The 24,582-nt window shown below is 63.0% G+C and carries 26 protein-coding genes and 1 tRNA gene; 10 read left to right on the forward strand and 17 right to left on the reverse strand.

Annotated features, from left to right (window positions below; genetic code table 11):
* The gene (locus IB262_RS19215; RefSeq protein ID WP_060518502.1) at positions 1–552 is read left to right on the forward strand and encodes a gamma-glutamylcyclotransferase; all 552 of its coding nucleotides are present in this window, start codon (positions 1–3) and stop codon (positions 550–552) included.
* Positions 553–556: 4 nt separating this feature from the next.
* On the opposite strand, the gene IB262_RS19220 is transcribed toward IB262_RS19215, so the two are convergent.
* From IB262_RS19220 to ftsE, 4 genes are all read right to left on the reverse strand, one after another.
* On the reverse strand, positions 557–1,348 hold the full coding sequence (locus IB262_RS19220; RefSeq protein WP_060605800.1) for a 1-acyl-sn-glycerol-3-phosphate acyltransferase: 792 nt from the start codon (positions 1,346–1,348) through the stop codon (positions 557–559).
* 135 nt (positions 1,349–1,483) lie between these two features.
* Complete coding sequence (locus IB262_RS19225) at positions 1,484–2,182, reverse strand: YdcF family protein (protein ID WP_060581207.1); 699 nt, start codon at positions 2,180–2,182, stop codon at positions 1,484–1,486.
* Between the two features lie 97 nt (positions 2,183–2,279).
* Positions 2,280–3,302, reverse strand: a complete 1,023-nt coding sequence (locus IB262_RS19230) for an ABC transporter permease (protein ID WP_034806606.1) — start codon at positions 3,300–3,302, stop codon at positions 2,280–2,282.
* A complete protein-coding gene (gene ftsE, locus IB262_RS19235; RefSeq protein ID WP_034806610.1) occupies positions 3,295–3,954 on the reverse strand; it encodes a cell division ATP-binding protein FtsE in 660 nt (219 codons plus the stop codon). Before ftsE ends, IB262_RS19230 begins: the two co-directional genes overlap by 8 nt.
* 307 nt (positions 3,955–4,261) lie before the next feature.
* On the opposite strand from ftsE, the gene IB262_RS19240 reads away from it, so the two are divergent.
* The 3 genes from IB262_RS19240 (at position 4,262) to IB262_RS19250 (ending at position 6,122) form a co-directional block, all read left to right on the forward strand.
* The gene (locus tag IB262_RS19240; RefSeq protein WP_060518649.1) at positions 4,262–4,930 is read left to right on the forward strand and encodes a hypothetical protein; all 669 of its coding nucleotides are present in this window, start codon (positions 4,262–4,264) and stop codon (positions 4,928–4,930) included.
* A 64-nt stretch (positions 4,931–4,994) separates the two neighbouring features.
* On the forward strand, positions 4,995–5,540 hold the full coding sequence (gene hpt / locus IB262_RS19245; RefSeq protein WP_034806612.1) for a hypoxanthine phosphoribosyltransferase: 546 nt from the start codon (positions 4,995–4,997) through the stop codon (positions 5,538–5,540).
* Between the two features lie 222 nt (positions 5,541–5,762).
* A complete protein-coding gene (locus tag IB262_RS19250; RefSeq protein WP_034806737.1) occupies positions 5,763–6,122 on the forward strand; it encodes a response regulator in 360 nt (119 codons plus the stop codon).
* A 118-nt stretch (positions 6,123–6,240) separates the two neighbouring features.
* Here IB262_RS19250 and IB262_RS19255 read toward each other — a convergent pair whose 3' ends face one another.
* From IB262_RS19255 to argH, 4 genes are all read right to left on the reverse strand, one after another.
* Complete coding sequence (locus IB262_RS19255; RefSeq protein ID WP_112977365.1) at positions 6,241–8,901, reverse strand: TIGR02302 family protein; 2,661 nt, start codon at positions 8,899–8,901, stop codon at positions 6,241–6,243.
* A gap of 206 nt (positions 8,902–9,107) precedes the next feature.
* Positions 9,108–10,376: a diaminopimelate decarboxylase gene (gene lysA / locus IB262_RS19260; RefSeq protein ID WP_034806740.1), complete on the reverse strand. Its 1,269-nt coding sequence runs from the start codon at positions 10,374–10,376 to the stop codon at positions 9,108–9,110.
* A gap of 72 nt (positions 10,377–10,448) precedes the next feature.
* Positions 10,449–10,643, reverse strand: coding sequence for a lipoprotein (locus tag IB262_RS19265; protein WP_034806616.1), 195 nt, complete (start codon positions 10,641–10,643; stop codon positions 10,449–10,451).
* A 118-nt stretch (positions 10,644–10,761) separates the two neighbouring features.
* Complete coding sequence (argH, locus tag IB262_RS19270; RefSeq protein ID WP_034806619.1) at positions 10,762–12,165, reverse strand: argininosuccinate lyase; 1,404 nt, start codon at positions 12,163–12,165, stop codon at positions 10,762–10,764.
* Between the two features lie 26 nt (positions 12,166–12,191).
* Here argH and IB262_RS19275 point away from each other — a divergent pair, with 26 nt between their 5' ends.
* Positions 12,192–12,863, forward strand: coding sequence for a TlpA disulfide reductase family protein (locus IB262_RS19275; protein ID WP_034806622.1), 672 nt, complete (start codon positions 12,192–12,194; stop codon positions 12,861–12,863).
* 69 nt (positions 12,864–12,932) lie between these two features.
* On the opposite strand, the gene IB262_RS19280 is transcribed toward IB262_RS19275, so the two are convergent.
* The 7 genes from IB262_RS19280 to IB262_RS19310 form a co-directional block, all read right to left on the reverse strand.
* On the reverse strand, positions 12,933–13,805 hold the full coding sequence (locus IB262_RS19280; protein ID WP_034806743.1) for a 3-hydroxybutyryl-CoA dehydrogenase: 873 nt from the start codon (positions 13,803–13,805) through the stop codon (positions 12,933–12,935).
* 151 nt (positions 13,806–13,956) lie between these two features.
* Positions 13,957–14,898, reverse strand: coding sequence for an electron transfer flavoprotein subunit alpha/FixB family protein (locus tag IB262_RS19285; RefSeq protein WP_192493738.1), 942 nt, complete (start codon positions 14,896–14,898; stop codon positions 13,957–13,959).
* Positions 14,899–14,920: 22 nt separating this feature from the next.
* Positions 14,921–15,670, reverse strand: coding sequence for an electron transfer flavoprotein subunit beta/FixA family protein (locus tag IB262_RS19290; protein WP_064817059.1), 750 nt, complete (start codon positions 15,668–15,670; stop codon positions 14,921–14,923).
* Positions 15,671–15,955: 285 nt separating this feature from the next.
* The gene (locus IB262_RS19295; protein ID WP_060518493.1) at positions 15,956–16,753 is read right to left on the reverse strand and encodes a rhomboid family intramembrane serine protease; all 798 of its coding nucleotides are present in this window, start codon (positions 16,751–16,753) and stop codon (positions 15,956–15,958) included.
* Between the two features lie 77 nt (positions 16,754–16,830).
* On the reverse strand, positions 16,831–17,409 hold the full coding sequence (locus IB262_RS19300; RefSeq protein WP_034797864.1) for a cob(I)yrinic acid a,c-diamide adenosyltransferase: 579 nt from the start codon (positions 17,407–17,409) through the stop codon (positions 16,831–16,833).
* A gap of 67 nt (positions 17,410–17,476) precedes the next feature.
* Complete coding sequence (locus tag IB262_RS19305) at positions 17,477–17,680, reverse strand: twin transmembrane helix small protein (RefSeq protein WP_112977422.1); 204 nt, start codon at positions 17,678–17,680, stop codon at positions 17,477–17,479.
* 24 nt (positions 17,681–17,704) lie between these two features.
* Positions 17,705–18,538 carry an SDR family oxidoreductase gene (locus IB262_RS19310; protein ID WP_060584426.1) on the reverse strand — a complete coding sequence of 278 codons (834 nt, stop codon included), beginning with the start codon at positions 18,536–18,538 and terminating at the stop codon, positions 17,705–17,707.
* A 181-nt stretch (positions 18,539–18,719) separates the two neighbouring features.
* On the opposite strand from IB262_RS19310, the gene IB262_RS19315 reads away from it, so the two are divergent.
* Positions 18,720–19,628 carry a YihY/virulence factor BrkB family protein gene (locus IB262_RS19315; protein ID WP_034797861.1) on the forward strand — a complete coding sequence of 303 codons (909 nt, stop codon included), beginning with the start codon at positions 18,720–18,722 and terminating at the stop codon, positions 19,626–19,628.
* Here IB262_RS19315 and gluQRS read toward each other — a convergent pair.
* Positions 19,617–20,498: a tRNA glutamyl-Q(34) synthetase GluQRS gene (gene gluQRS / locus IB262_RS19320; RefSeq protein ID WP_246802665.1), complete on the reverse strand. Its 882-nt coding sequence runs from the start codon at positions 20,496–20,498 to the stop codon at positions 19,617–19,619. The genes IB262_RS19315 and gluQRS overlap by 12 nt on opposite strands.
* Before the next feature lie 54 nt (positions 20,499–20,552).
* Here gluQRS and IB262_RS19325 point away from each other — a divergent pair, with 54 nt between their 5' ends.
* Together IB262_RS19325 and IB262_RS19330 are read left to right on the forward strand one after the other, a co-directional pair.
* Positions 20,553–21,200, forward strand: coding sequence for a DNA-3-methyladenine glycosylase (locus tag IB262_RS19325; RefSeq protein WP_112977421.1), 648 nt, complete (start codon positions 20,553–20,555; stop codon positions 21,198–21,200).
* Positions 21,201–21,307: 107 nt separating this feature from the next.
* Positions 21,308–21,865 carry an HNH endonuclease gene (locus tag IB262_RS19330; protein ID WP_034797858.1) on the forward strand — a complete coding sequence of 186 codons (558 nt, stop codon included), beginning with the start codon at positions 21,308–21,310 and terminating at the stop codon, positions 21,863–21,865.
* Between the two features lie 112 nt (positions 21,866–21,977).
* Here IB262_RS19330 and IB262_RS19335 read toward each other — a convergent pair whose 3' ends face one another.
* Complete coding sequence (locus IB262_RS19335; protein WP_112977420.1) at positions 21,978–22,490, reverse strand: disulfide bond formation protein B; 513 nt, start codon at positions 22,488–22,490, stop codon at positions 21,978–21,980.
* A 212-nt stretch (positions 22,491–22,702) separates the two neighbouring features.
* On the opposite strand from IB262_RS19335, the gene IB262_RS19340 reads away from it, so the two are divergent.
* Positions 22,703–22,787 (forward strand) — tRNA-Leu (locus tag IB262_RS19340).
* A gap of 118 nt (positions 22,788–22,905) precedes the next feature.
* Positions 22,906–24,567 carry an AMP-binding protein gene (locus IB262_RS19345; protein ID WP_192493739.1) on the forward strand — a complete coding sequence of 554 codons (1,662 nt, stop codon included), beginning with the start codon at positions 22,906–22,908 and terminating at the stop codon, positions 24,565–24,567.
* Positions 24,568–24,582 lie beyond the last annotated feature (15 nt).

The raw sequence follows: 24,582 nt of genomic DNA on the forward strand, positions 1-24,582 counted from the left end.
ATGACAGTGGATATGGACGAATTTTGGGTCTTTGGCTACGGCTCGCTGATGTGGAACCCGGGCTTTGCCTTCGAGGAGAAGCTCACGGCACGCGCCTTCGGTTTTCGCCGCTCACTCTGCGTGCATTCCTGGGTTCATCGCGGCACCGAACAGCGGCCGGGGCTGGTGCTTGGGCTCGACCGCGGCGGCTCCTGCATCGGGACGGCGTTTCGCGTCCAGCGCGGACAGCAGGCGGATGTCGTCGACTATCTGCGCGAGCGTGAACTGGTGACCCACGTCTACAAGGAACGCACCATGCCGGTGCTGCTTGCCGACGGCCGCCGCGTCCCGGCGCTCGCCTACGTCATCGACCGCGCCCACGTCCAGTATGCGGGCTCGCTGACCACCACGGAGGCGGCCGGAATCGTCGCGGTTTCGACGGGAAAATCCGGGCCGAACAGCGAATACGTGTTCAACACGCTCGCCCATCTCAAGGAGATGGGCATCCGCGATCACTGGCTGGAAGAGGTGGTCGGATTGCTGCGGCAGGCGCCGCGTTCAGCCCGGGCCTGAAGGCTCAGGCCCGGCCTTCTGCCTTCAGTTCCTTCAGCCGCTGCTCGGCGGTCGGCGGCAGCGGCAGGTGCGGATTGGCCTTCACGGTTTCGACGAGCAACTCGTCGCTCGCCCTCTCGGTTACCTCGACGAGCTTCGCCAGGAAAGCGTCCGGGTCCATGCCGGCCTCGATGGGCGGCAGGATGCGAACCTTGAAGTGGCCGGGAAAGCGCAGGAACTTGCGGCGCGGCCAGAAGAGGCCGGGATGCATGGCGACCGGCACCACCGGCACGCTGAGGTCGCGGTAGAGGCGGGCGATGCCGTATTTGTATTCCGGCGGAGCGCCCGGCGGGCGACGCGTGCCTTCCGGGTAGATGATGAGCTCGCGGCCGGTTGCCATTTCCTGCTTGGTGCGGTCCATCACGCCGGTCATCGCCTTGCCGCGGGCCGCGCGATTTACCGGAACCATGCGTTGCTTGAGCACATACCAGCCGAAGAGCGGGATCCAGGTGAGCTCGCGCTTCAGGATATAAAAGGGATCGCTGAGCCAGGGGAGCAGCGCATAGGCATCCCAGAAGGACTGGTGTTTGGGAGCGAAGATATAGGGAACCTCGGGGATATTCTCCAAGCCTTCGATCTCGAAGGTCGTGCCGACCATCTTTTCCATGAGCCAGTGGTTGCTGCGCACCCAGTTCTTCGGCACGAACCACGCCTTCTTGCGCGGCAGCAGGAAGTAGATCGGGGTCAGCACGATCATCTGCACGATCAGATTGGCGTAGAACACCATGTTGAAAAGGATCGAACGCAAGACGATCATCAGGCACGCTCTCGTAGGCGAGGTCTCAAGGGGACCGGCGTCTTTGAGCCGGTTGATCGCTGCCTACACGATTAAGTGCTGAAGGAAAACTGCTCTGTTTCACTTTGCAGCGGCGAAGGCTGTTCCTGCCGGCCCTTATTCTTCGGCGGGCGTCGCGCGCGATGCGTCGGTGCGCAGGCCGCTGGTCGGGCGGGCGCCGGCGAAGTCGCGTATCGAAGCCACCGTATACTTGCCGAATTCCAGAAGGATCGACTTCAGCACCATCGGGTTGCGCAGCCAGTTTGTGGTCTTCAGATCGGAGTTGACGACCGGGTAGGGGATGAACTCCGTTTCCGGCCGGGCGCGGCGCAGTTCCAGGAGGCTGCGCGGCATGTGATAGTTGTTGGTGACGACGAGCACGCTCGCATAGCCGCGATCATGGATCCATTGTGCCGCTTCCGTGGCATTTCCGATGGTATCGATCGCCTCATGGCCGATGTCGACGCAGCACTTGAAAAGGTCGGCCGAGCTCTGGGTGTTGCGGCGGATCTGGCTGCCTGTGGTCGTCGGGTGAACCCCGGAGATCAGCAGGCGCTTGCCGGCGCCACCCTTCAGAAGATCGACCGCCTGGTCGATGCGCTGGAAACCGCCGGTCAGGACCACGATCGCGTCGGCCTTCGGATGACCCGGCGGCTGCAGGGAGGCGACCGTGTCGGCAAAGTTCAGGAAGGCGGCGATCAGGATTGCCAGCGGCAGGAGCAGGACGAAGAAGGTTCGGCGGAGGATTTTGCGCAGGAGACTGCGGGACCGCCGGCGATCGTCGGCTTGCCCGTGCCATTTATCTCCTCCGGCCATTCCGTTCCCGCGTAGCTCTCGCGCCATCATGATTCTCTTCACATAGCCGCAGATTGCGGCAAGGAATAGATCGAGTGACGGCGAAACATCAGGCGGCTCAGCTTTGGTAGAGGTCGGTACGGCCGGGGTCCGAACGGATGAGGTCGATTTCGTAGATCGTGCGGGTAACCGTCAGCCGCGCCGTAACGGTCGTCAGGATGGCGATGACGACGATGATCGCGGCAATGCCGAGATAGCCACCATAGCCGATGGTGAAGGTACCGAAGAGGGCGGTGGCCTGATCTGTCTCGGGGGTCGCCAAGGTCCGTGACTGCCAGAAACCCGCGAGCGCAAAGAAAAGTGCTGCGAGCAGACCGCCGGCGCCGGCGCCCTTGAGGCTGATCCTGAGGAAGTGCTTCTGGAATTCCGACGCGACGAAGCCGGCTTCGGCACCGACGAAATGCAGCACCTCGACGATATGGCGATTGCCCGACAGCGCGCCGCGCGTTGCGAAGACCACTGTCAGCACCATGGCGGAAAAGACCAGGGTCAGCACGCCGGTGCCGATCATGGCCGTGGTGTTGGCCATGGCGACCAGCCGGTCGACCCAGGTGCGGTGGTCGTCGAGGAAAGCCTGCGGGATTATTTCTGTCAGCGCCTTGCGCATGGCCGCAAAGTCCGGCGGATTGCTTTCGTCGATGGTGATGATGACGAGGCGCGGCACGGGCAATTCGTCAAGATCGAGGCCTTCGCCGAGCCAGGGTTCGAGCAGGCGGGCGGTGGCGGCCCGGTCGACGATCTTGCCGTCCGTCGTGCCACTGAAGGTCAGCGCCAGGTCGCGGGCATCCGCCAGCGCCTTTTCCATGTCGAGATTGTCGTCGGGCTTGATCTGGATGGTGATCTCGCGGGAGATCTGCGACTGCCAGCTCTGGGCCGTGGCTCGCACCATGCTGACGCCGCCGAGCGTCAGGCAGGCGAGGAACGACATGATGGCGATGACGCACATCAGCGCATGGCCCGACACATTGCTCGACGGCACGATCGGGCCGGTCGGGCGCACGCGCATTTCCGTCCGGCGCTGTTGTGCCTCCGGTGCCTGTTCGGGCACATCCTTTTGGTGTTTGGTGCGGCTGTCACTCATAGATGTCGAGCCGCCCCTGCGAAAGGATCATGCGCCGCGCCTCCACCTGGTCCATCAGCGACAGATCGTGGGTGGCGATCACGACCGCCGTGCCGAGCCGGTTGAGCTCGAGGAAAAGATTGAGCAGGCGCCTTGCCATCGGCGGATCGACGTTGCCGGTCGGCTCGTCGGCAAGCAGGATCTCCGGCCGGTCGATCAGCGCCCGAGCGATGGCGGCGCGCTGTTTTTCACCGCCGGAAAGGACCGGTGGCAGCACGTTGATGCGCTCGCCGAGACCCACCCATTTCAAAAGCTCCAGCACGTCTGCACGGTAGCTCGTCTCCTCCTTGCCGCGCACGCGCAACGGCAATGCGACGTTCTCGTAGGTGGTGAGATGATCGAGCAGGCGAAAGTCCTGGAAGACGATGCCGACGCGCCGGCGCAGCATCGGGAATTCTTCGCGCGGGATCGACGAAATGTTGCGGTCGAACATCCGGATCAGGCCGCGTGTCGGCTGCAGCGAGAGGAAAAGAAGCCGCAGCAACGTGGTCTTGCCGGCGCCCGACGGACCCGTCAGGAACTGGAATGAACGGCGTGGAATGTCGAAGGTCAGGTCCCGGAGGATTTCCGGTCCCATGCCATAGCGCAGTCCGACGTTCTCAAAGTGAATCAAGCGGCAGCCCAGTCTCTCTCACGGCCCTGCAACCGACGGCCGGTTCCGGTCCTCCGCGCATAGGACGACCAGCCAAGAAAGGCAAAACCGCCAGCGGAATCATGGTTAAGTGACGGTTAATTTTTCATGAAAAGGCGCCGCTTTCGCGACGTCTTTCCGAAACATTAACCATTCCGGTTTACGTGTCGGAAAGATTTGATGCAATGCCTAGTTCTTGCACCGCATGAGGCTTGGCATTGCCCGAGGGTTTCGCAGACAAACTGGCCGCCTGCGGCCGTGTTCTCTTGCGGGACAGGAGGAAATGATCATGCAGGCATTCCGGACCAAATCCGCCAGCAACAACGCCGATACAGATTTCCTGCCGCCCGAGCGCGGCGGACGCGACGGGGCTTCAGCGCCGAGGCGCGCCGACTATGTGGATGCGGAATTCGAGGTGATATCCGCTTCGTCGCGCCGCACGCCCTATCCTGTTTTCAACGACAATGCACAAACGGGCAGCCGCAGGCGGCCGACGCTGACGGTCGTGGAGCAGGAGCCGTCGCTCGGCGCTCGATTGTTGCGTCTTGCCGAAACGCGGCTGCGCGACATGCCGGCACGCCGCTTTGCCGGGATGGTCGCGGGCGTTGCGCTTGCTTCCTTCCTGGCGATCGTCGGCTTTGCCGGCGATGGACAGGCCGACGTCCAGCCGCTGACGATATCGGGGATCAAGAGTGGGCTCGATTACTCCGGCGGCATGCGTGTGCTGTCCGTCTATGGTTCGATCGACAATCGCTCCGATATCGAGCAGCGATTGCCGCTCGTCGTGGTGGAGATTGCCGCCAACGGGCGCAAGGTCACGACGACACGGGTGATGCCCGAGGGTGCTGCCGTCGCGCCCGGTGAGAGCCGTCATTTCATGACGAGACTGCCCTATGCGGGTGGAAAAATGCCGGATGTGACGGTTTCCTTCGCCGAAAACGGTGTTTCGGCCCGCTGATTGTGCTAAGCGGCGCCAAAGGGAAGGCTTAAGGTCTTCCGGATGAAACGCTGGAGAAGCCTTGATGCCCGTTGTTCGCGGTAAGAATATCGAACCTCTCTATACGGCCGAAACCATCGCTGCCCGCAACAGCGAGCTCGCCGGAATGATCGTCAACGGCCCGCACAAGGATCTGCTGGTGATCGCGGTGCTCAAGGGATCGTTCATCTTCGCGGCCGATCTGATACGCTCGATGCATACGGCCGGTCTGGCACCGGAAGTCGAGTTCATCACGCTGTCGAGCTACGGCACCGGCACCGTTTCGCAGGGCGTCAAGATCACCAAGGATATCGACAGCGACGTGCATGGGCGCGACGTTCTGCTGATCGACGACATTCTCGAATCCGGCCGCACGCTGCGTTTCGCCAAGGAACTGATGTACGAGCGCGGCGCCCGCAACGTCACGATCGCCGTGCTGCTCGACAAGCGGGTCAAGCGCAAGGTCGAGCTCGAGGCGGATTATGTCGGCTTCGAATGCCCCGATCACTTCGTCGTCGGCTACGGCATGGACGTCGCCTATGCCTTCCGCGAGCTGCCTTTTGTCGGTGTTGTCACCGGCGACGCCGAGTAAACGTCTCGATTTGGGGCATGCGCCCTGAAATCCAGTCGTTCGGCGTTTACCGAACACAAACGAAAAACTGGTTGTTTTGGTGCGTGCCGCAGTGATTCTCGACGGGGATCGGCGGCGCTGCAGCGCCAGTGTGTCTCCCGATGATCCACGCCCGCTGTACTTTTGGATCAGGTGCGGGTGCCGGCGTGAACGCCGGACTCGGAAGCGAACGCGGAGGCCATGATGGCGAAGATCCTGATTACCGAGGACGAGGATGCATTGCGTTCCTTCGTTGCGCGGGCCCTGAGGCTCGACGGCCACGAGACGGTCGAAGCGGGCGATGGGGCCGATGGCCTTGCCTGCCTGGAGGCCGAGGCGTTCGACCTTCTGCTCTCCGATATCCGTATGCCCGTGATGGACGGCATCGAGCTGACGCACCAGGCGTCGGCGGCCTTTCCGGCCATGAAGATCCTGCTGATGACCGGCTATGCCGAGCAGCGCGAGCGGGCTGACGATCTCACCGACAAGATCGTCGACGTCATCTCCAAGCCCTTCTCCCTTCCCGATATCCGCAAGGCAGTCGCGCTGGCGTTGGCCGCCTGACGGCCAGACCTGCCGGCCCACAGCAACAGGACTGCGACCCGGCGCATCGATTGGATGCGACGGGAGCCGTTGTCATGTTCTGCCGCGATGAGGCAAAGGGCTGAGCCGGACGCCCGGCTCAGCGCATGTCGAGCAGGCGTTCGAGGTACTGGCGCTCCTGCTCCGGCGACAGGCTGTCGCCCAGCCTGCGGCGAATCTCGTCAAGGATTTGTCGGGCGCGCTGAGAATCGATCTCGTCTGGAACCTTGACCTGGTCGCCGAAGTTCGGGCCGAGATTCTGTTGCCGCCGTCCCAAAGGATCGCGGCCGTTTTGACCGTATTGCGGAACACCCATGCCAGGGCCGCCCTGACCTTGGCCCTGCATCTGGTTCATCATATCCTGGGCGCCTTGGCGCAGGGCCTGTAGCGCGCGGCCCTGATTGCCGACGGCTTGTTCGCCCTGGCCCTTGCCGAGCGCGCCGGAAGCGCCGTCCATTTCGCGCTTGGCTTCGCCGAAGCCCTTGCCGGGCTTGATGCCCATGCTTTCCAGGCCCTTGTTCAGCTCACCGAGCTGTTTTCCGAGCGCGTCCTGCTGCTCTTTCAGCTGTTTTAGTGCATCCTTGAGCTGTTCGGCGGTCATGTTGTCGAGTGGGTTGGGCTGACCATTCGGATCGCCCTGCTGACCTGGGTCCTGCGGCATTTCCTGACCGAAGAGCTCGTTGTCTTCGCCCTGCAGCGGGTCGCCCCGCTGCATCCGGTCACGCAGGGCCTGGTCGAACTTGAAGGTCTCGTCCATCAACTGCTGCTGTTGCTGCATCAGCTTGCCGAGCTTGTCCATCTGCTGGCGCATGGCGTCGTTCTGCTCGCCCATCTGCTGCTGGCTACGGCCAGCCTGCAGGTTGTTCATCATGCGCTGCAGTTCCGAGAGCATCTGCTGTGCCTGATCGCGCGCGCCCGAGCGCGCCAGATTCTCGATCTGGTTCATCATCTTCTCGAGGTCCTGCTGGCGCAGGATGTTGTTCGGGTCGAGCTTGCCGGTCATGCGTGGATTTTTCATCGCCTGCTCGGCGAGCGCCTGCATGTATTCCTGCATCGCCTGGCGCAGTTCCTGCATCAGCTTGGCGATTTCCTGGTCCGAAGCGTTGCGCTCCAAGGCGTCCGACAGCGCCTGCTGGGCTTCGCGCAGGCGGCGCTCGGCAAGCGACAGGTCGCCGTCCTCGATGCCGAGCGCGATCTCCCAGAGGTATCCGGCGGCATCGCGCAACATGTCGTCGTTATAGGCGAGCGCCATCCGGGTGCGCGCCGATTTCAACAGCAGGAAATGAGTGAGGTTCGGGATCCAGTCCTCGGCAAGCGCGGTGACGGCGTCGTTGAGGTCGATGGCGCGCGGCAGGTCGTTGGCATTGAGCGCGAAAACCTGACGCTGTTCGGCGACGGCGCCGGCGAGCGGCTGCGAGAACTGGCGGGCAGGCAGGATCATGTCGTGCGGCGGGCTGCGACCTTCCTGTCCGGCAGCATCCCGGGCGACGAGCGTCACCGCTACCCGCTTGCCGGCGAGCGGATGCTCGCTGAGGTTTCGGCTGGTCGTGCCCTTTGCCTCGCGCGCGTTACGGCGCGGCAGATCGAGCCGGTATTCCGGTAGCGGATAGAGCGCGCGGGCCCCTTCTGCCGGTTCGTCGAGCGGCTTGATCTCCGCCCAGGCCTGGGCGATGCCGTAATCGTCGTTGGCCGTAAACGTGATTTCGAGCGCCGCGTTGATGGTCGGATGGGGGATTCCGTCAAAGGCGATCTGAGGCACCCCGTCCGGGGTGATCTTGAACGCCCAGCGCTGGCTGCCGACGATAAGTTCGCCATCCTTGACGACCTTGTAGACGTGGTTGCGCACGGCATTCGGATTGCGCGCCGGCTCCGTTGCAACCATTTCGGCGACCTTCGGGCCGGCATCGTCCACTTTCGGCTTGCTCTGTTTCTCCTCGGCCTTTTCGCCGGCCACCGGAATGGCGATCGGTTTGCTCCCGCCGGTTTCCGCGTAGCGCACTGGCGCGTCCGCACCGGCGCCGGTGATCCGGACGGTGATGTCGCTGAACTGCGGGATGGTGATCGCCGCGGCGTCTTCATTCACGGCAGCGGCGGCTTCCGGCTTGCCCGTCAGGAAGATTGGCGCCCGCCCGGTATAGGGCGGCGGCGTCACCCAGGCATCGACGCGGATGTTGGCAGCCTCGATCGACGTCTGCGGCAGCCGGAACGCATCGCTCAGCAATCCGGCGCGGTTGGAATAGGAATAGGCAAAGGCGACGCAAGCGAGCAGCACAGGCACGGCCCTGAGCGCGAAGGGATCGTGCCTGGCGATATCGGGCCGCGGCAGGCCAGTCTCGAGGGTGCCGATCATGCGTGCCATGCGCGCCTGGTGTTCGCGCCAGAGCGCCTCGCCCAGAGGGGTGTCGGTCGCGGGGCGATCGTCCTGGACGCGGATGGCCTGATGCGGCAGCGCATTGCGCTCTTCGAGCATGCGATCGGCATCGGCATTACCGGGAAGCCGCAACCGGCTGAGCGGTAAGAGAGAGGCGAGGAAGGTTAGCGCAAAGGCAAAGAGCGCGACCGCATGTAGCCAGAAAGGTGCAGCGCGAAAGAAGCCGAGCCAGGCGAAGGCAAGAAACAGAAGGGCGATCGCACCGGGCAGAAGGATACGCGGCAGGACCTGCTCGGCGACCAGCACCGCGCGCGCCAGCCATCTCTTCAGCGCCAGAGTTCTCGAAAACGGCTTCGGTTGTGGCGTTTCATCCTGCCGGAATTGCGTCATCCGCCCAAGTTTCCTTTCGGTCGCCCATCAACGCTTGTGGCTGACCCAATGTAGTGAGGCGACGGCCGAGCTCAAAAATGCACGCAACTTCGCCTATCCCGCTTGCGTTCAGGATACCATCGTTTGTGGCGAAGACGAGGGCGCAAACACAATCGTGATCGGCCGGGCGGCCGATCCACAGATTGTCGTTGTCGCGCCCGGACGGGTCAGTCGAGCCAGTCCGGCACCGAATCGAGACCGATCAACGCGTCATAGTCCTGGCGCGGGCGAACGACGTGGAAACGGTCGCCCTTGACCAGAACTTCCGGGATCAGGAGGCGTGAATTGTAGGTGCTGGCCTGCACGGCGCCGTAGGCGCCGGCCGAGCTGATGGCAAAGAGATCGCCAGGCTTCGGCATCGCCATCTCGCGGTCGAGCGCCAGATAGTCGCCGGTTTCGCAGACCGGGCCCACGACGTCGGCGCGGATGCGCGGCGCGTTGGCGGCGGAAATGCGGACCGGGCGGATCTCGTGATAGGCCTCATAGAGGGTCGGGCGGATGAGATCGTTCATCGCACCGTCGACGATGACGAAGGTCTTGTCGCCACCGTCCTTCACGTAGATGACTTCGGTCACAAGAATGCCGGCATTGCCGACGATCAGCCGGCCCGGTTCGGTGACGATCTTGCAGCCGAGCGACTGCAACTGGCTCTTGACGATTTCCGCATAGGCGTCCGGCAGCGGGGGCGGATTGTTGTCGTCCTTGTAGGGAATGCCGAGGCCGCCGCCGATGTCGACGTGATCGATCGAGTGGCCGTCGGAGCGCAGGGTATCGACCAGTTCGCGCAGCAGCTTGAAGGCGTCGTCGAAGGGCTGCAGTTCGGTGATCTGGCTGCCGATATGCATGTCGATGCCGGTCACCTCAATGCCGGGCAGCGTTGCGGCATGGGCGTAGACCGCACGGGCGCGCTCCCAGGAAATGCCGAACTTGTTTTCCTTCTTGCCCGTGGAAATCTTGGAATGGGTCTTCGCGTCAACATCAGGGTTGATGCGGAAGGACACATGGGCGCGCTTGCCGGCACGAACGGCGCGCTGGTTAAGGACCTCAAGTTCCGGCTCGGACTCGACGTTGAAGCAGTAGATGCCGGCTTCCAGTGCGAGATCCATTTCCAGCGGCGTCTTGCCGACGCCGGAGAACATGATGCGGTTGGCCGGGATGCCGGCCGCCAGCGCCCGGCGCAGCTCACCGCCAGAGACCACGTCGACGCCGGCGCCGAGGCGGCCGAGCGTCTTCAGCACCGCCTGGTTCGAATTGGCCTTCATCGCATAGCAGACCATCGCATCCACATCGGCGAAAGCCTTGGAGAACACCGTGTAGTGGCGCTCGAGCGTGGCGGTCGAGTAGCAGTAGAAGGGCGTGCCGACGGCGCGGGCGATATCGGTCACCGGCACATCTTCGGCGTAGAGAATTCCGTCGCGGTATTGAAAATGGTTCACGTCACGCAGCTCGGCTTTGAGCAATTCCAGGAAAGTGCGAAGCGGCTTCCGTTCGGAATTGCGTAATTTCTACTAGAGGAGGGGATCGAGCAGGAACGAACGCTCGTCTGCTTTTTCCTTCTGCTCGACAGTTCCTGCCGGCGCCTTGGTGTTGATCGGCGCGGTCGAGCCGGGGCGATCGAGGTCGCCCTTGCGTCCACAACCGACAAGAACCAGCCCGGGGATCGCCAGCAGAAGTGCAAGCCGGGCCGCCTTCGTGAATGTCATCGTGATTTTCCTTCGCGGGAACTGATGCAGGTGCGATGTCTTACCGATTTTTCAGGCACTTGTGCACCCTGTTTCTGCGGGCGAAGAGCCGCCCGCAGCGGGCTTGGGAGCAGATGTCTTAGTTGCGGGCGCGCCACCAGGCGATCTGCTTGCGAACCTCGTTGGGCGCCGTGCCGCCGAAGGAGGTACGGCTGGCCACGGAGGCTTCGACCGTCAGGACATCGAAGACCTTCTCGGTGATGTCGGCGTGGATCGACTGCAGGTCGGCAAGCGAAAGATCCGCGAGGTCGCAGCCCTTCTGTTCAGCAAGCGCCACGGCGCGGCCGGTCACATGGTGGGCGTCGCGGAAGGGCAGGCCTGCCTCACGCACCAACCAGTCGGCAAGGTCGGTCGCGGTCGAATAGCCGGAGCCGGCGGCGGCCTTCATGCGATCGCTACGGATGGTCATGTCACGAACCATGCCGGTCATGGCGGCGATCGCCAGCTCGAGGCTTTCGGCTGAGTCGAAGACCTGTTCCTTGTCTTCCTGCATGTCCTTGGAATAGGCGAGCGGCAGACCCTTCATGACCGTGAGCAGCGCGATCAACGAACCGTTGATGCGGCCGGTCTTGGCGCGCACCAGTTCAGCGGCGTCGGGATTCTTCTTCTGCGGCATGATCGAGGAGCCGGTCGAAAATGCATCCGACAGGCGGATGAAGCCGAACTGCGGCGTCGACCAGATGACGATCTCTTCGGCCAGCCGCGACAGGTGCGTGGCAGTGATCGAGGCCATCGACAGGAATTCGAGCGCGAAGTCGCGGTCCGATACCGTGTCGATCGAGTTGCGGGTCGGGCCGGCAAAGCCGAGCGCCTTGGCGGTCATGTGACGGTCGATCGGGAATCCGGTGCCGGCAAGGGCGGCGGCGCCGATCGGGCTCTCGTCCATGTGCTCGATGGCGTGACGCACGCGCGAGCGGTCGCGGCCGAACATCTCGACATAGGCCATGCAGTGATGGCCGAAGGTGACGGGCTGCGCGGTCTGCAGATGGGTGAAGCCGGGCATGACGGTATCGGCATGTTCCTCGGCGCGGTCGAGGAAGGCGGCGATCAGCGCCGTCAGCGCTTTCTCGGTGCGCTGCAGCTCTTCCTTGACCCAGAGGCGGAAGTCGAGCGCCACCTGATCGTTGCGCGAGCGGGCGGTGTGGAGGCGGCCGGCAGCCGGACCGATCAGGGTCGCGAGCCGGGCCTCGATGTTCATGTGGATGTCTTCGAGGCGGCGTGAGAACTCGAACGCACCACTTTCGATCTCTGACAGGATCGTGTTCAGGCCGTGAACGATCTTGTCTTTGTCGTCGGCCGAAATGATGCCTTGATGCGCCAGCATCGTCGCATGCGCTATTGAGCCGCGGATGTCCTGGGCATAGAGCTTCTTGTCGAAGCCGATCGAGGCATTTATTTCCTCCATGATCGCGTCCGGACCCGAGGCAAAGCGACCGCCCCACATCTGGTTGGAGGATTTCGTCTCGGAATTGCCGTCAGCCATGAAGAATGCCCGCCTTGGAGAATGAAATGCCCGACCAGAAGAAATCCCCCCCGGCCGTGAAACTGTTCGCGCTCGCCGCCCTGTTCGGCGTGATCGTCGGTGCGGCAGCGGTATACGTGAAGGAGACCGGGTCTGGCAATGGTGAGGCAACCGAAACGGCCTCCGCCAGTTGCCCGCTGACCTCGGCCAAGGTCGCTGCGCTGACACCCTTCATGAAGGGGCAGGTCGCCGCGATGTCGCCGGCGTCGTCGCCGCGGCCGATCGCGCTTGATTTCAACGGTCCGGACGGCAAGCCGACCAATGTCTCGGCCTTTGCCGGCAAGACGCTGCTCGTCAATCTCTGGGCGACGTGGTGCGTTCCCTGCCGCGAGGAAATGCCGGCCTTGAACGCCCTGCAGAAGTCGCTCGGCAGCGACAAGTTCGAAGTGGTGGCGATCAACATCGACGTCGGCGACGACGAGAAGCCGAAGGCTTTCCTCGACGAGACGGCCGTGCACGAGCTTGGCTATTATCGCGACGCCTCGATGGGCGTGTTCAACAACATGAAGAAGGAAGGCCTGGCCTTCGGCCTGCCGGCAACCTTGCTGCTCGACGACAAGGGCTGCCTGATCGGCTCGATGAACGGGCCGGCCGCCTGGGACAGCGACGACGCCAAGGCGCTGATCAGCGCGGCGCTTGCTCCTGCTGCGGGAAGCTGAAGGAGACTAGATCTGGACAAAGAAAAACCCGGCGGATCGCCGGGTTTTTCTTGTCAAATGCTGACGGAATTAGCGGGTGGGAACTGGCACTTCGCCGCGATAGTCGTAGAAGCCACGTCCGGACTTGCGGCCGAGCCAGCCGGCTTCGACATATTTCACCAGCAGCGGGCAGGGGCGATACTTCGAGTCCGCCAGGCCGTCATAGAGCACCTGCATGATCGACAGGCAGGTGTCGAGGCCGATGAAGTCGGCAAGCTGCAGCGGGCCCATGGGATGGTTGGCGCCGAGCTTCATGGCGGTATCGATCGCCTCGACACTGCCGACGCCTTCATAAAGCGTATAGATCGCCTCGTTGATCATCGGCAGCAGAATGCGGTTGACGATGAAGGCCGGAAAATCTTCGGCGACCGTCACGGTCTTGTCGAGCGTCGCGACGAATTCCTTGGCGGTCTTGAAGGTCTGTTCGTCCGTGGCGATGCCGCGCACGAGCTCGACCAGCTTCATCACCGGAACAGGGTTCATGAAGTGGATGCCCATGAAGTGCTCGGGGCGATCGGTGGCGGAGGCCAGGCGCGTGATCGACAAGGACGAAGTATTCGTCGCGAGAATCGCTTCCGGCTTCAGGATCGGACAAACCTGACCGTAGATCTTGCGCTTGATCGTTTCGTCTTCGGTGACGGCTTCAATCACAAGATCGGCCTGGGACAGGTCGTTGATATCGGAAGAGCCCTTGATCAGGGCAAGGGCTGCCTTGCGGGCCTCGTCGGTCATCTTGCCGGAGGAGACCTGACGGGCAAGGTTGCCGTTGACGGTTGCAAGGCCCGCTTCGATCCGTTCGGCGGCCAGATCGTAGATCTGCACCTTGTATCCGGCGATTGCCGAAACATGTGCGATGCCACAGCCCATTTGCCCGGCACCAATAATTCCGACCGTCTTGATCATCGCGGCGAACATCCATCTTCAAAGGTTGGCGGCAAGGCCGCCATCAGACACGCAAACCGGGCCGGTTTGGCCGGCCCGGTAGATTGTTAATGCCAAGTCCCCGCTTTTGCCAGCCCTTTTCATGGGTGCGGAGGGTGGCATCGATTTGGGCTTACAGCGCCTTCTGCAACTCCGGCAGAGCGTCGAAGAGATCGGCAACCAGGCCGTAGTCGGCGACCTGGAAGATCGGCGCCTCTTCGTCCTTGTTGATGGCGACGATGACCTTCGAGTCCTTCATGCCGGCGAGGTGCTGGATGGCACCGGAGATGCCGCAGGCGATGTAGAGATCGGGCGCAACGACCTTGCCGGTCTGGCCGACCTGCCAGTCGTTCGGAGCGTAACCGGCGTCGACCGCAGCGCGCGAAGCACCGACGGCAGCACCGAGCTTGTCGGCAACCGGCAGGATCACTTCCTGGAACTTCTCGGAAGAACCGAGCGCGCGGCCGCCGGAGATGATGATCTTGGCAGACGTCAGCTCCGGACGGTCGGACGACGACAGGGCGTCGGCGACGAAGGAGGAAACGCCGGGGTTGGCGGCAGCCGAGACGCTCTCGATCGCGGCCGAACCGCCTTCAGGGGCGGACGCGAAGGAGGCGGTGCGCACGGTGATGACGCGCTTGGCTTCGGTCGTCTGCACCGTCTGGATGGCGTTGCCGGCATAGATCGGACGCTTGAAGGTATCGGCCGAGACGACCTCGATGATTTCGGACACCTGGGAAACGTCGAGCAGCGCTGCAACGCGCGGCATCACGTTCTTGCCGACCGAGGTGGCGGCGCTCACGATCGTGTCGTAGCTGCCAGCGAGCGAGACGATCAGGGCAGCGAGCGGCTCGGCAAGGTTGTTGGCAAGCGAGGCGTCGTCGGCAACGAGCACCTTGGCAACGCCCGCAAGCTTGGCGGCCTGCTCGGCTGCAACCTTGGCGCCGGCACCGGCGACCAGCACATGCACATCGGCTCCAGTCCCACTGGCGATTTTCGAGGCCGCGCTCAGCGCCTTGGCGGTCTGGTCGGAAAGGTGGTTGCTGTCGTGGTCAGCCAGAAGAAGAATGGCCATGATAAAATCTCCCTTCCTTAAATCAGAGGACGCCGGCTTCGACTTTAAGCTTTTCGACGAGCTCGGCGACCGACTTGACCTTGATGCCGGCCTTGCGGCCCGACGGCTCCTCGGTCTTCAGCACCTTGAGGCGGGCGGCGGTGTCGACGCCGAAGTCGGCCGGCGACTTCTTGTCGAGCGGCTTCTTCTTGGCCTTCATGATGTTCGGCAGCGAGGCGTAGCGCGGCTCGTTCAAACGCAGGTCGGTGGTGACGACGGCCGGCAGCTTGATGTCGATGGTCTGCAGACCGCCGTCGACTTCGCGGGTCACGGTTGCCTTGCCATCGCCGATCTCGACCTTGGAGGCAAAGGTGCCTTGCGCCCAGCCGAGCAGCGCGGACAGCATCTGGCCGGTCTGGTTCGAATCGTCGTCGATTGCCTGCTTGCCGACGATGATCAGGCCCGGCTGTTCAGCCTCGGCCACGCCCTTGACGATCTTGGCGACAGCGAGCGGCTCGACCTGGTCTTCGGTCTCAACCAGGATGGCGCGGTCGGCCCCCATGGCAAGCGCCGTGCGCAGCGTCTCTTCGGCCTTGGCCGGACCAACGGAAACGACGACGACTTCCTCGGCCTTGCCGGCTTCCTTCAGCCTGAGCGCCTCTTCGACCGAGATTTCGTCGAACGGGTTCATCGACATCTTCACGTTCGCAAGTTCGACGCCCGAACCGTCTGCCTTCACCCGGATCTTGACGTTGTAGTCAACGACCCGTTTCACCGTCACAAGTATTTTCATGGATTCTTCCCTCCAAGAGCTTTCGCAGGAAAATGCGCCTTAACGGAGCCGCCTGATTGTCGGTTGGCGACATCGATACGCGTTTTTTCTCCAATTACAATCGCTGTGCATGGCGCTAAATCGATATAATCCCGAGAATTGGAATTACGTTTACGTACACGTAAGAACGATCGATGGCAAGTGGCTTGGGGCCTGATGCAGCACTGTCCCGGCAGGGCCGGGCGCGCTTCAGGCAAGCCATTGAAATAACGGATCATCCTCGCTGAAGGCTGGCGATTGCCGGTGTCAGGATCCGGTCTGGCGTCCCCAGGGAATGGGCGGTCTTGTCGCATCTGACGACGGCTGTTGGCTTGCGGTGACCGGTTCGGCCTTGTGCCGGACGGCGCGCGGCGTGACGATCGTGCGGTCGAAAAGCGGCACATCGCGGCGTCGCAAAATGACAACCAGAACCAGGCCCGCGACGATGCCGCCGACATGGGCGCTCCAGGACACGCCGCTGCCGGGATCGACGACCAGCATGAAGAACTGCTGGCCTATCCAGAAGGCAAGCGGGATGGCCGCGGGCAAGGGCAGCGGGATGCGGAAGAAGACAAGCACCCAGACGCGCACCTTCGGGTGCAGCAGGAAATAGGCGGCAACGACGCCGGAGATTGCGCCCGATGCGCCGATCAACGGCGCCTCGGAGGCCGGGTCGAGAAGCCCATGCGCAAGTGCGCCTGCAGCCGCGCAGAGAAGATAGAAGGCGAGATAGCGGAAGTGCCCGAGCGCATCCTCGACATTGTCGCCGAACACCCAGAGGAACAGCATGTTCATGGCGAGGTGCATGAAGTCGCCGTGCAGGAAGGAATAGGTGACGAAGGTGAAGCCGTCGGGGACGACGACGAGCGAGGGATCAAGCTGCGCGTAGTCGAAAATGAGCGCCGGGATATAGCCGAAGCCCAGCAGCGCGGCGTTGGCGAATTGCTCGGAGGCAATCGGTCCGGTGATCAGCCAGACGGCAATGTTGATGACGATCAGACTGATCGTGACGTACTGGACCTTGATGTGCTTCAGGGTGTTCGTATCGTGAAGCGGTATGAACATGCGGTCTCCCGAAGCACAGGTTATTGCCCGTTTCTCCCGCCGAATCTCGATCGGGCGCGACGATGCGCGAGCCGACGTTATCTGTTTTTTCCGGGAATCCAAAGGACGTCGGCTTGACCTTTGTCATTTGCAAAGCGCGCCGCGACGAACAGGAAATCCGACAGGCGATTGATATAGGCGATGGCTTCCGTGCTGACGACTTCACCCTCGATCTGGGCAAGGGCCACCACCTGGCGTTCCGCACGGCGTGCGACCGTGCGGGCGACGTGGAGGGCTGCGGAGGCGGGGCTTCCGGCCGGAAGTACGAAGGAGCGCAAGGGATCAAGTTCGGTATTCAGCCGGTCGATTTCGGTTTCGAGCCAGGTCACCTGCGCTGCGACGATGCGCAGCGGTTCGTATTGCGGCGGCTCGCCGGTGTCGGGTGTTGCGAGATCCGCGCCGAGATCGAAGAGATCGTTCTGGATCCGCATCAGTGCGGCGTCGAGATCGACGTTGCCGGCCGTATGCTGCCGAGCCAGGCCGACGAAGGCATTGGTTTCGTCCACTGCGCCATAAGCATCGACGCGCAGATCGCTCTTCAGCCGGCGCGGGCCGGAGACGAGCCCGGTGGTGCCGTTGTCACCCGTCCGGGTATAGATCTTGTTGAGCTTCACCATGGGCGGACGCAGTCCTCTAGCGCAATTTCAGGAACGGTGTGGAACGGTTGTCCGTTCGGAATTTGCGTCAGGTCGGACGGCCGCCGCCGGTGATCCAAAGGGTCACCATGATGAGCACGATCGCGATTGCCTGCAACAGCACACGCGCCTGCATCAACTTGTTGGACGTGTTGCCGTTGCCACCCTTTGCCATGTTCACGAGGCCGCGGATCAAAACGATCACGACCAGGCCCATGACGAACAGGGTCAAGCCGGTAAAGAAGCTGGACATCGAACTCTTCCTTGCAATTCTGCTTCAGCCAAGTCGGCCGATGATGCGATAAAACAGTGCCGCCGGCAGGAGCTTCTTCAGAAGCGCGCCCTGTCTGGCTGGCCTTGTTACAATATAGTGCGGTTTCGGTTTCTTTGCTGTCAGTGCGTGCTTCAAAACCGCATAAACCGCCTCCGGGCCGAGCTTTCCGGCCGCGGGTTTGCTTTCGCCTTTCAGGCGTCGCATCTGCCGCTCGTATTCGACGCGGTGCACCGAATTCTTGAGGTCGATGAAGCGCTCGATATAGGTGACGGCATTGGCGGTGAATTTCGATGTGATCGGCCCTGGCTCGATCAGGCTCACCTCGATACCGCTGCCGGCCAGCTCCATCTTGAGGGTGAGGGACAGGCCCTCGATCGCAAACTTGGAGGCGTTGTAGGCGCCGCGCCAGCGATAGGGCACGATGCCGAGGATGGAGGAGCACTGCACGATGCGGCCGCTGCCGCGCGCCCGCATCGCGGGGATCACCCGCCGCGTCAGGTCGTGCCAGCCAATCACGTTGGTCTCGAGCTGGAGCCTCAGCGCCTCGGTCGGCAGATCCTCGACCGCACCCGCCTGGCCATAGGCGCCGTTGTTGAACAGCGCGTCGATGCGCCCGCCGGAAAGCGCCAGCACCGTATCGGCCAGGGCAGCGATGCTCTCCGGCTTGGTGTAGTCCATCAGAAAGGTCTCGATGCCCTCGCTTTCAAGCGATTGCCGGTCCTCTTCCCGGCGCACGGTCGCAAAGACCCGCCAGCCGTCGGCATGAAGCGCGCGTGCGCAATGGGCGCCGATTCCGGAGGAGCATCCGGTGACAATGATTGTGGGGCGATCCGTCATCCGGTCGAATCCTGTAGAAATCCTGCCTCGGTTTCCCATATTCATCGGCGGGATACAATTGAATTGCGCAAGCCGGAACCCGCCAGCGTTGTCGCCGTTGGGGTCATGCGAAGCCAAGGAAACGGCGCCGAGACGGACGTACTGATCGGGTAGTCCCGGCGCCTCGTAGGATTGGAATGGAATGCCAGCGTTTATACGCATCACCTGGAAAGTCGTGTTCGATGCGCTCTGGCACTTCAGCCTCGACGACGGTTGGGCGATGGCGAGCCATGTGGCGCTGTCGTCGCTGCTCGCCGTCTTTCCCTTCCTGATTTTCGGCACGGCGCTCGGCAGCTTTCTCGGGGCCGACCAGTTTGCCGAAACGGCGGTGCATCTGATTTTCGATGCCTGGCCGGAATCGATCGCCAAGCCCATCGCCGACGAAATCGTGCGGGTGCTGACGATCCCGCGCGGTGGGCTCTTGACCGTTTCGGTGCTGGCCGCCGCCTATTTCGCCTCCAACGGCGTCGAGGCGCTGCGCGTCTCGCTCAATCGCGCCTATCGAGTGACCGAGAGCCGCTACTGGTACGTCACTCGGCTTGCGAGCCTCGGCTTCGTGCTTGCCGGCGTCCTGATCCTGGCCGCACTCAGCATTCTGCTCGTCGCCGTGCCCCTGGCGGTGCGTTATGCCGGACAGTGGCTCCCCTGGCTTGGTGGCGTGCTTGCGACCGTCGACAACTGGAGCCTGCCGCTCGCTCTCGTCGTGCTGACCAGCGGATTGCTCGTGTCCCATCTCTGGCTGCCGGATGGGCACCGTAAAGTGATCGACGTTTTGCCGGGCATCGCGCTGACGCTCGTTTGCTGGACGATCGGCGCTTATGCCTTTGCTTCGTACCTCGCGACCTTCGCCACCTATGTGTCTACCTATGCTGGCCTGGCGTCGATCATGATCGTGCTGGTGTTTCTATACATGATCGCTGCAATCTTCATCATCGGCGCCGAGATCAATGCGGCGATCCTCAAATACAGGGTCAAGAGCATGGTGCGGCGCAGCTTCCAGCTGCGCAATGGCAACGACGCGGCCCGCGAGGAGCAGGACCTAGCCGATTAGCGCGCGGATTTCCTCCGCCGTGCGACCGGCGGCGCGGAAAGCGGCGATGCCGGTATCCTGGTTGCTCTTCGACAGCTTGCGCCCATCCGGCCCGAGGATCAGCCGGTGATGGTGATAGAGCGGTTCCGGCAGATCGAGAAGCCGCTGCAGCAGCCGATGCACGGATGTCGCATGATAGAGGTCGCGGCCGCGCACCACATGGGTGATGCCCTGCAACGCGTCGTCGACGACGACGGATAGATGGTAGCTTGACGGCGCATCGGAGCGCGACAGGATTACGTCGCCCCAGGCGGCGGGGTCGGCGATGATGGTGCCGGTTTCGTCCTCAGGACCATGGCCGCTCTCGGCCCAGCTCAGGTGGTCTTTTCCCAAAAGCGCGATGGCCTTCTCCATGTCGAGCCGCCAGGCATAGGCCTTGCCGCTCGCGGTGAGAGCCGCGCGCTCGGTTTGGGGCAATTCGCGCTCGCGGCCGGGATAGAGCGGGCTGCCGTCCGGATCGCGCGGCCAGGTCTGGCCGCCGGCTTCCGCATCGGCAACGGCGGCCTTGATTTCGCCGCGGGTCATGACCGAGGGGTAGATGACACCCAGCATGTCCAGCCGTTGAAGCGCCGACGCGTAGGCGTCGAGATGTTCCGATTGCCGGCGCACCGGGCGCTCCCAGTCGAGGCCGAGCCAGGCAAGGTCTTCGAAGATCGCCGCCTCGAATTCCGGGCGGCAGCGGGTCTGGTCGATATCCTCGATGCGCAGCAGGAAACGCCCGTTCGCGGCCTTCGCCATGTCATGGTTCAGCACCGCGGAAAGCGCGTGGCCGAGATGGAGCAGCCCGTTGGGGCTCGGGGCAAAACGGAAAACGGGTGGCGTGTCAGGCATGCTTTCCCTTTGCCATGGAAGGGGTATAAAAATCATCCGCTTTGTGGAGGCGTCATGCGGATCATCCGGACACATGAGGATATCGAGGCCGGGCTGTCAGGCCTGGTGATGCTCGATGCGCGCCTCGGGCACGTCGTTGCGAGAGCCGGCCCGGTGCCGCTCCGGCGCACCGATCCCGGCTATCGCGGCCTTGCCAGCATCATCGTCTCGCAAATGGTCTCGAAGGCAAGTGCGGCTGCGATCTGGCGGCGCATGGAAGAAAAGCTCGGCGAGGTCACGGCGGCAGGCGTCAATTCGCTGAGCGACGAGGATTGCCGAGCGATCGGGCTGTCGCGGGCGAAAGCCGAGGCGCTGAGGCGCGTGGCCGAGGTGGTCGTCCGCGGCCAGATCGATCTCGACGCGATCTGCAACATCGAAGGATCGGAGGCGATCCGGGAGCTGACGGCGATCAAGGGGGTGGGGCGCTGGACGGCGGAAGTCTATCTGCTCTTCTGCGCCGGTCATCCGGATGTCTTTCCCTCCGGCGACGTCGCGCTGCAAAACGCGATCGGTCACGGACTGGGCCTCGAACTGCGCCCGAGCGCACGTGAAATTGATTCGCTCGCCGCTTCGTGGTCGCCCTGGCGCAGCGTCGCCGCACGCCTCTTCTGGGCCTATTATTCACAGGAAATGCGTCGTGATGCTGTTCCTGTGACACCTTGAAGGAAAAAGCGAATCCAGCGCACGCATTTTTGTTTCCGGCTTCACAATCCTGTTGCAACGGGCCTAATATAGAAGGTGCAGATGCCGAATCGATCAGGAGAATACGCTTGACGATTGCAGTCTCACCACAGGCCTTGCCGGCGCTCGTCTTGAACGCTGACTATAGGCCGCTGAGTTACTACCCCTTGTCGCTTTGGTCCTGGCAGGACGCGATCAAGGCCGTTTTCCTTGACCGTGTAAATATCCTTGCCGAGTACGAACATTCGGTGTCGTCTCCGAGCTTCTCGATGCGACTGCCGAGCGTTGTTTGCCTCAAGAGCTACGTGCAGCCCTCACGCCACCCGGCCTTCACCCGGTTCAACGTGTTCCTGCGCGATAAATTCGAATGCCAGTATTGCGGTTCGCCCGACGATCTCACCTTCGATCACGTGGTGCCCCGCGCTCACGGCGGCCAGACGACCTGGGACAATGTCGTCGCAGCCTGCTCGCCCTGCAATCTACGCAAGGGCAGCAAGCTGCCGAAGCAAGCCGGCATGTTCCCGCACCAGAGGCCTTTCCAGCCGACGGTGCAGGACCTGCACAACAACGGCCGGCTCTTCCCGCCGAACCATCTGCATGAAAGCTGGATGGACTATCTCTACTGGGACGTCGAACTGCAGCCCTGACGCTGTTCGTGCCTTCTTGCCGGATCTAAGCCCAAAGCGGGGTCAGGAGAGGTGCGTGCGCTCGCGAACCCCCTTGTCGGGGCGTTGCCTGTTTCCCGAGAGCGATCTGGGATCAGCGCGCCTTTGCCGCACCGCGCAAGGCGATTGCTGCGAGGATGAGGCTGGCGATCACATTCCATCCGGCAAAGGAGAGCCCGAGCACCCGCAAGGAGGCTTCGGTGCAGGACGGGCCATGCTTGGAATCGAGATCGCCCAGCAGATCACCGACATTCGACGAAATCCCTTGCGCGGTCGTGGCGCAGGTGGACGGTCCTTCCCAGAAGCCCCATTCGGCGCCCGAGTGATAGACGCCCATGCCGGCGCCGACCAGCATCAGGATGCCGACGATGAGAAGCAGCGTGCGTGTCGTCCACGCCGGCAGTTTGAACGCGCTCGTGGCGATTGCCAAAACACCGACCGGGATGCCCCAGTAGTAGGGATCGCGCTGCAACAGGCAGAGCGCGCAGGGAATATAGCCACCGACATGCTCGAAGCCGAGCGCGCCGCCCACGGTCGTCGCCATGCCGAGTGTTACGATAACGGCGATCAGCAAATTCTGGCGGGATTGGGTGGCGGCGTCGATCATCTATACCTCGCGGGCGGCAGCTCGAAACCGAGGGATGCCGCAGTGCAAACTGGATGGCGCCTTCTTAGGCAGGATCGTGCGCGCTGTAAATCGCAGCGGCTGTGAGCGGCCCGCACGCTTTCGTGATTGTTGGTCGTGCATCCTGAAAATGATGGTTGACCACGGCGAAATCCTTCGTGTAAATCCGAGCCGCTGATATCGCACTTCCCTGAGCCCCATTGGCGGAATTGGTAGACGCGCTCGACTCAAAATCGAGTTCCGAAAGGAGTGCTGGTTCGACCCCGGCATGGGGCACCACCACATACACTTTCTTCACATCCATCGTCCGACATGCCTGAACGCCGCCGCAGTCATTGAACTGTCGCTTGCGAAGGTGTTAGGTGCGCTGCAGCAAGAAAACTGTCATGGCAGCGTCATGTTACCGAGAATAGAGACCTACGACGAACTCTACCGCGCCTTCCGCTGGCCGATTCCGGAAAAGTTCAATATCGGCGTTGCCGTCAGCGACGCCTGGGCTGAGCGGGCGCCGGAGCGTGTCTGTCTCCAGCATTTCGATCCTGGCGGTGCGCATCAATCGCTGACCTATCGTCAATTCGCCCGGCAATCCTCGGCCTTTGCCAAGGGGCTGACGGGGGAGGGTATCATGCCCGGCGAACGGGTGGCGATCCTGTTGCCGCAGGGGTTCGAGACGGCGATTGCCCATGCAGCGATCTACAAGCACGGTGCCATCGCGCTGCCGCTGGCGCTGCTCTTCGGCGTCGAGGCGCTCGAATACCGGCTGCGCGACGCCGGCGTGGCGGCTGTCATCACCAACGGCTTTGGCTATGAACGCATCGCGGCGATCCGTGAGCGGCTGCCTGACTTGCGGCTGGTGGTGCTGGCGGATGATCAGCCGCGTCCGGGCACGATTGTCTTCTCTGACTTGGCGTCGGGTGATCCCTCTGGCTTTGTTGCGGCCGATACCGGCCCCGACGATCCGGCCTTGATGATCTACACGTCAGGCACGACAGGGCCGCCGAAGGGGGCACTGCACGGGCACCGGGTGCTGCTCGGGCATCTGCCGGGCTTCGAGTTTCACCATCACTTTCTGCCGAAGCCGGGTGACCGCATGTGGACGCCGGCCGACTGGGCCTGGGCGGGCGGGCTGCTCAACGCGCTGTTACCGTCGCTGCTGCACGGCGTACCCGTCGTGTCGTCGCCGGCGCAGAAGTTCGACCCGCATACTGCCTTTCGCATCCTGGAAGAAATGGACGTGCGCAACGCCTTCATTCCGCCGACGGCGCTCAGGCTGATGAAGGCGGTCGAGAATCCGCGCGAGCGCTATCGGCTTAATCTCCGAACCATCGGCTCGGCTGGCGAGTCCCTCGGCCGCGAGACCTATGAATGGGCAAAGGCGGCGCTCGGTCTCGAGGTCAGCGAGTTCTACGGCCAGACCGAGTGCAACATCGTCATCTCGTCAGCCGCCGATCTCGGCGTCGTCAAGCCGGGGTCGATGGGGAAGGCCGCACCCGGCCACCGGGTGGCGATCATCGACGGCGAAGGCCGCGAACTGCCGGCCGGCAGCGTCGGGCAGGTGGCGGTGAAGCGGCCGGACCCGGTGATGTTCCTCGGCTACTGGGGCAACGCGGCGGCGACGGAGAAGAAGTTCATCGGCGACTGGATGACGACAGGCGATCAGGGCGTGATGGACGAGGAGGGCTATTTCACCTTCTTCGGGCGTGACGACGACGTCATCACCTCGTCGGGCTATCGCATCGGCCCGGGCGAGATCGAGGATTGCCTCGCCGGCCATCCGGACGTGCAATTGGCCGCCGCTGTCGGCAAGCCCGATCCGGTGCGCACCGAGATCGTCAAGGCCTATGTCGTGCTACGGCCGGGCGTTGTTGGCGACGCGCGTGTGGCAACCTCCATCCGCGAGTGGGTGAAGACCCGGCTCTCGATGCACGAGTATCCGCGCGAGATCGCCTTCGTCGACAGCCTGCCGCTGACGACCTCGGGCAAGGTGATCAGACGGTTCCTGCGCGAGCAGGCGGCGGCGGAAGCGCGCGGGGCGATTCAGGTTTCCGAAGCGTCGTAGTCCCTTGACCGCCGC

The sequence above is a fragment of the Ensifer sp. ENS02 genome (assembly GCF_014851885.1).
GTDB classification, from domain to species: Bacteria; Pseudomonadota; Alphaproteobacteria; order Rhizobiales; family Rhizobiaceae; genus Ensifer; species Ensifer adhaerens.

Excerpts from the sequence above, each read along its gene's own strand:
- IB262_RS19215 (WP_060518502.1), top strand. The coding sequence starts at position 1 with ATGACAGTGGATATGGACGAATTTTGGGTCTTTGGCTACGGCTCGCTG.
- IB262_RS19220 (WP_060605800.1), bottom strand. The coding sequence starts at position 1,348 with ATGATCGTCTTGCGTTCGATCCTTTTCAACATGGTGTTCTACGCCAAT.
- IB262_RS19225 (WP_060581207.1), bottom strand. The coding sequence starts at position 2,182 with ATGGCCGGAGGAGATAAATGGCACGGGCAAGCCGACGATCGCCGGCGG.
- IB262_RS19230 (WP_034806606.1), bottom strand. The coding sequence starts at position 3,302 with ATGAGTGACAGCCGCACCAAACACCAAAAGGATGTGCCCGAACAGGCA.
- IB262_RS19240 (WP_060518649.1), top strand. The coding sequence starts at position 4,262 with ATGCAGGCATTCCGGACCAAATCCGCCAGCAACAACGCCGATACAGAT.
- hpt (WP_034806612.1), top strand. The coding sequence starts at position 4,995 with ATGCCCGTTGTTCGCGGTAAGAATATCGAACCTCTCTATACGGCCGAA.
- IB262_RS19250 (WP_034806737.1), top strand. The coding sequence starts at position 5,763 with ATGGCGAAGATCCTGATTACCGAGGACGAGGATGCATTGCGTTCCTTC.
- IB262_RS19255 (WP_112977365.1), bottom strand. The coding sequence starts at position 8,901 with ATGACGCAATTCCGGCAGGATGAAACGCCACAACCGAAGCCGTTTTCG.
- IB262_RS19265 (WP_034806616.1), bottom strand. The coding sequence starts at position 10,643 with ATGACATTCACGAAGGCGGCCCGGCTTGCACTTCTGCTGGCGATCCCC.
- argH (WP_034806619.1), bottom strand. The coding sequence starts at position 12,165 with ATGGCTGACGGCAATTCCGAGACGAAATCCTCCAACCAGATGTGGGGC.
- IB262_RS19275 (WP_034806622.1), top strand. The coding sequence starts at position 12,192 with ATGCCCGACCAGAAGAAATCCCCCCCGGCCGTGAAACTGTTCGCGCTC.
- IB262_RS19280 (WP_034806743.1), bottom strand. The coding sequence starts at position 13,805 with ATGATCAAGACGGTCGGAATTATTGGTGCCGGGCAAATGGGCTGTGGC.
- IB262_RS19285 (WP_192493738.1), bottom strand. The coding sequence starts at position 14,898 with ATGGCCATTCTTCTTCTGGCTGACCACGACAGCAACCACCTTTCCGAC.
- IB262_RS19290 (WP_064817059.1), bottom strand. The coding sequence starts at position 15,670 with ATGAAAATACTTGTGACGGTGAAACGGGTCGTTGACTACAACGTCAAG.
- IB262_RS19295 (WP_060518493.1), bottom strand. The coding sequence starts at position 16,753 with ATGTTCATACCGCTTCACGATACGAACACCCTGAAGCACATCAAGGTC.
- IB262_RS19300 (WP_034797864.1), bottom strand. The coding sequence starts at position 17,409 with ATGGTGAAGCTCAACAAGATCTATACCCGGACGGGTGACAACGGCACC.
- IB262_RS19305 (WP_112977422.1), bottom strand. The coding sequence starts at position 17,680 with ATGTCCAGCTTCTTTACCGGCTTGACCCTGTTCGTCATGGGCCTGGTC.
- IB262_RS19310 (WP_060584426.1), bottom strand. The coding sequence starts at position 18,538 with ATGACGGATCGCCCCACAATCATTGTCACCGGATGCTCCTCCGGAATC.
- IB262_RS19315 (WP_034797861.1), top strand. The coding sequence starts at position 18,720 with ATGCCAGCGTTTATACGCATCACCTGGAAAGTCGTGTTCGATGCGCTC.
- gluQRS (WP_246802665.1), bottom strand. The coding sequence starts at position 20,498 with ATGCCTGACACGCCACCCGTTTTCCGTTTTGCCCCGAGCCCCAACGGG.
- IB262_RS19325 (WP_112977421.1), top strand. The coding sequence starts at position 20,553 with ATGCGGATCATCCGGACACATGAGGATATCGAGGCCGGGCTGTCAGGC.
- IB262_RS19335 (WP_112977420.1), bottom strand. The coding sequence starts at position 22,490 with ATGATCGACGCCGCCACCCAATCCCGCCAGAATTTGCTGATCGCCGTT.
- IB262_RS19345 (WP_192493739.1), top strand. The coding sequence starts at position 22,906 with ATGTTACCGAGAATAGAGACCTACGACGAACTCTACCGCGCCTTCCGC.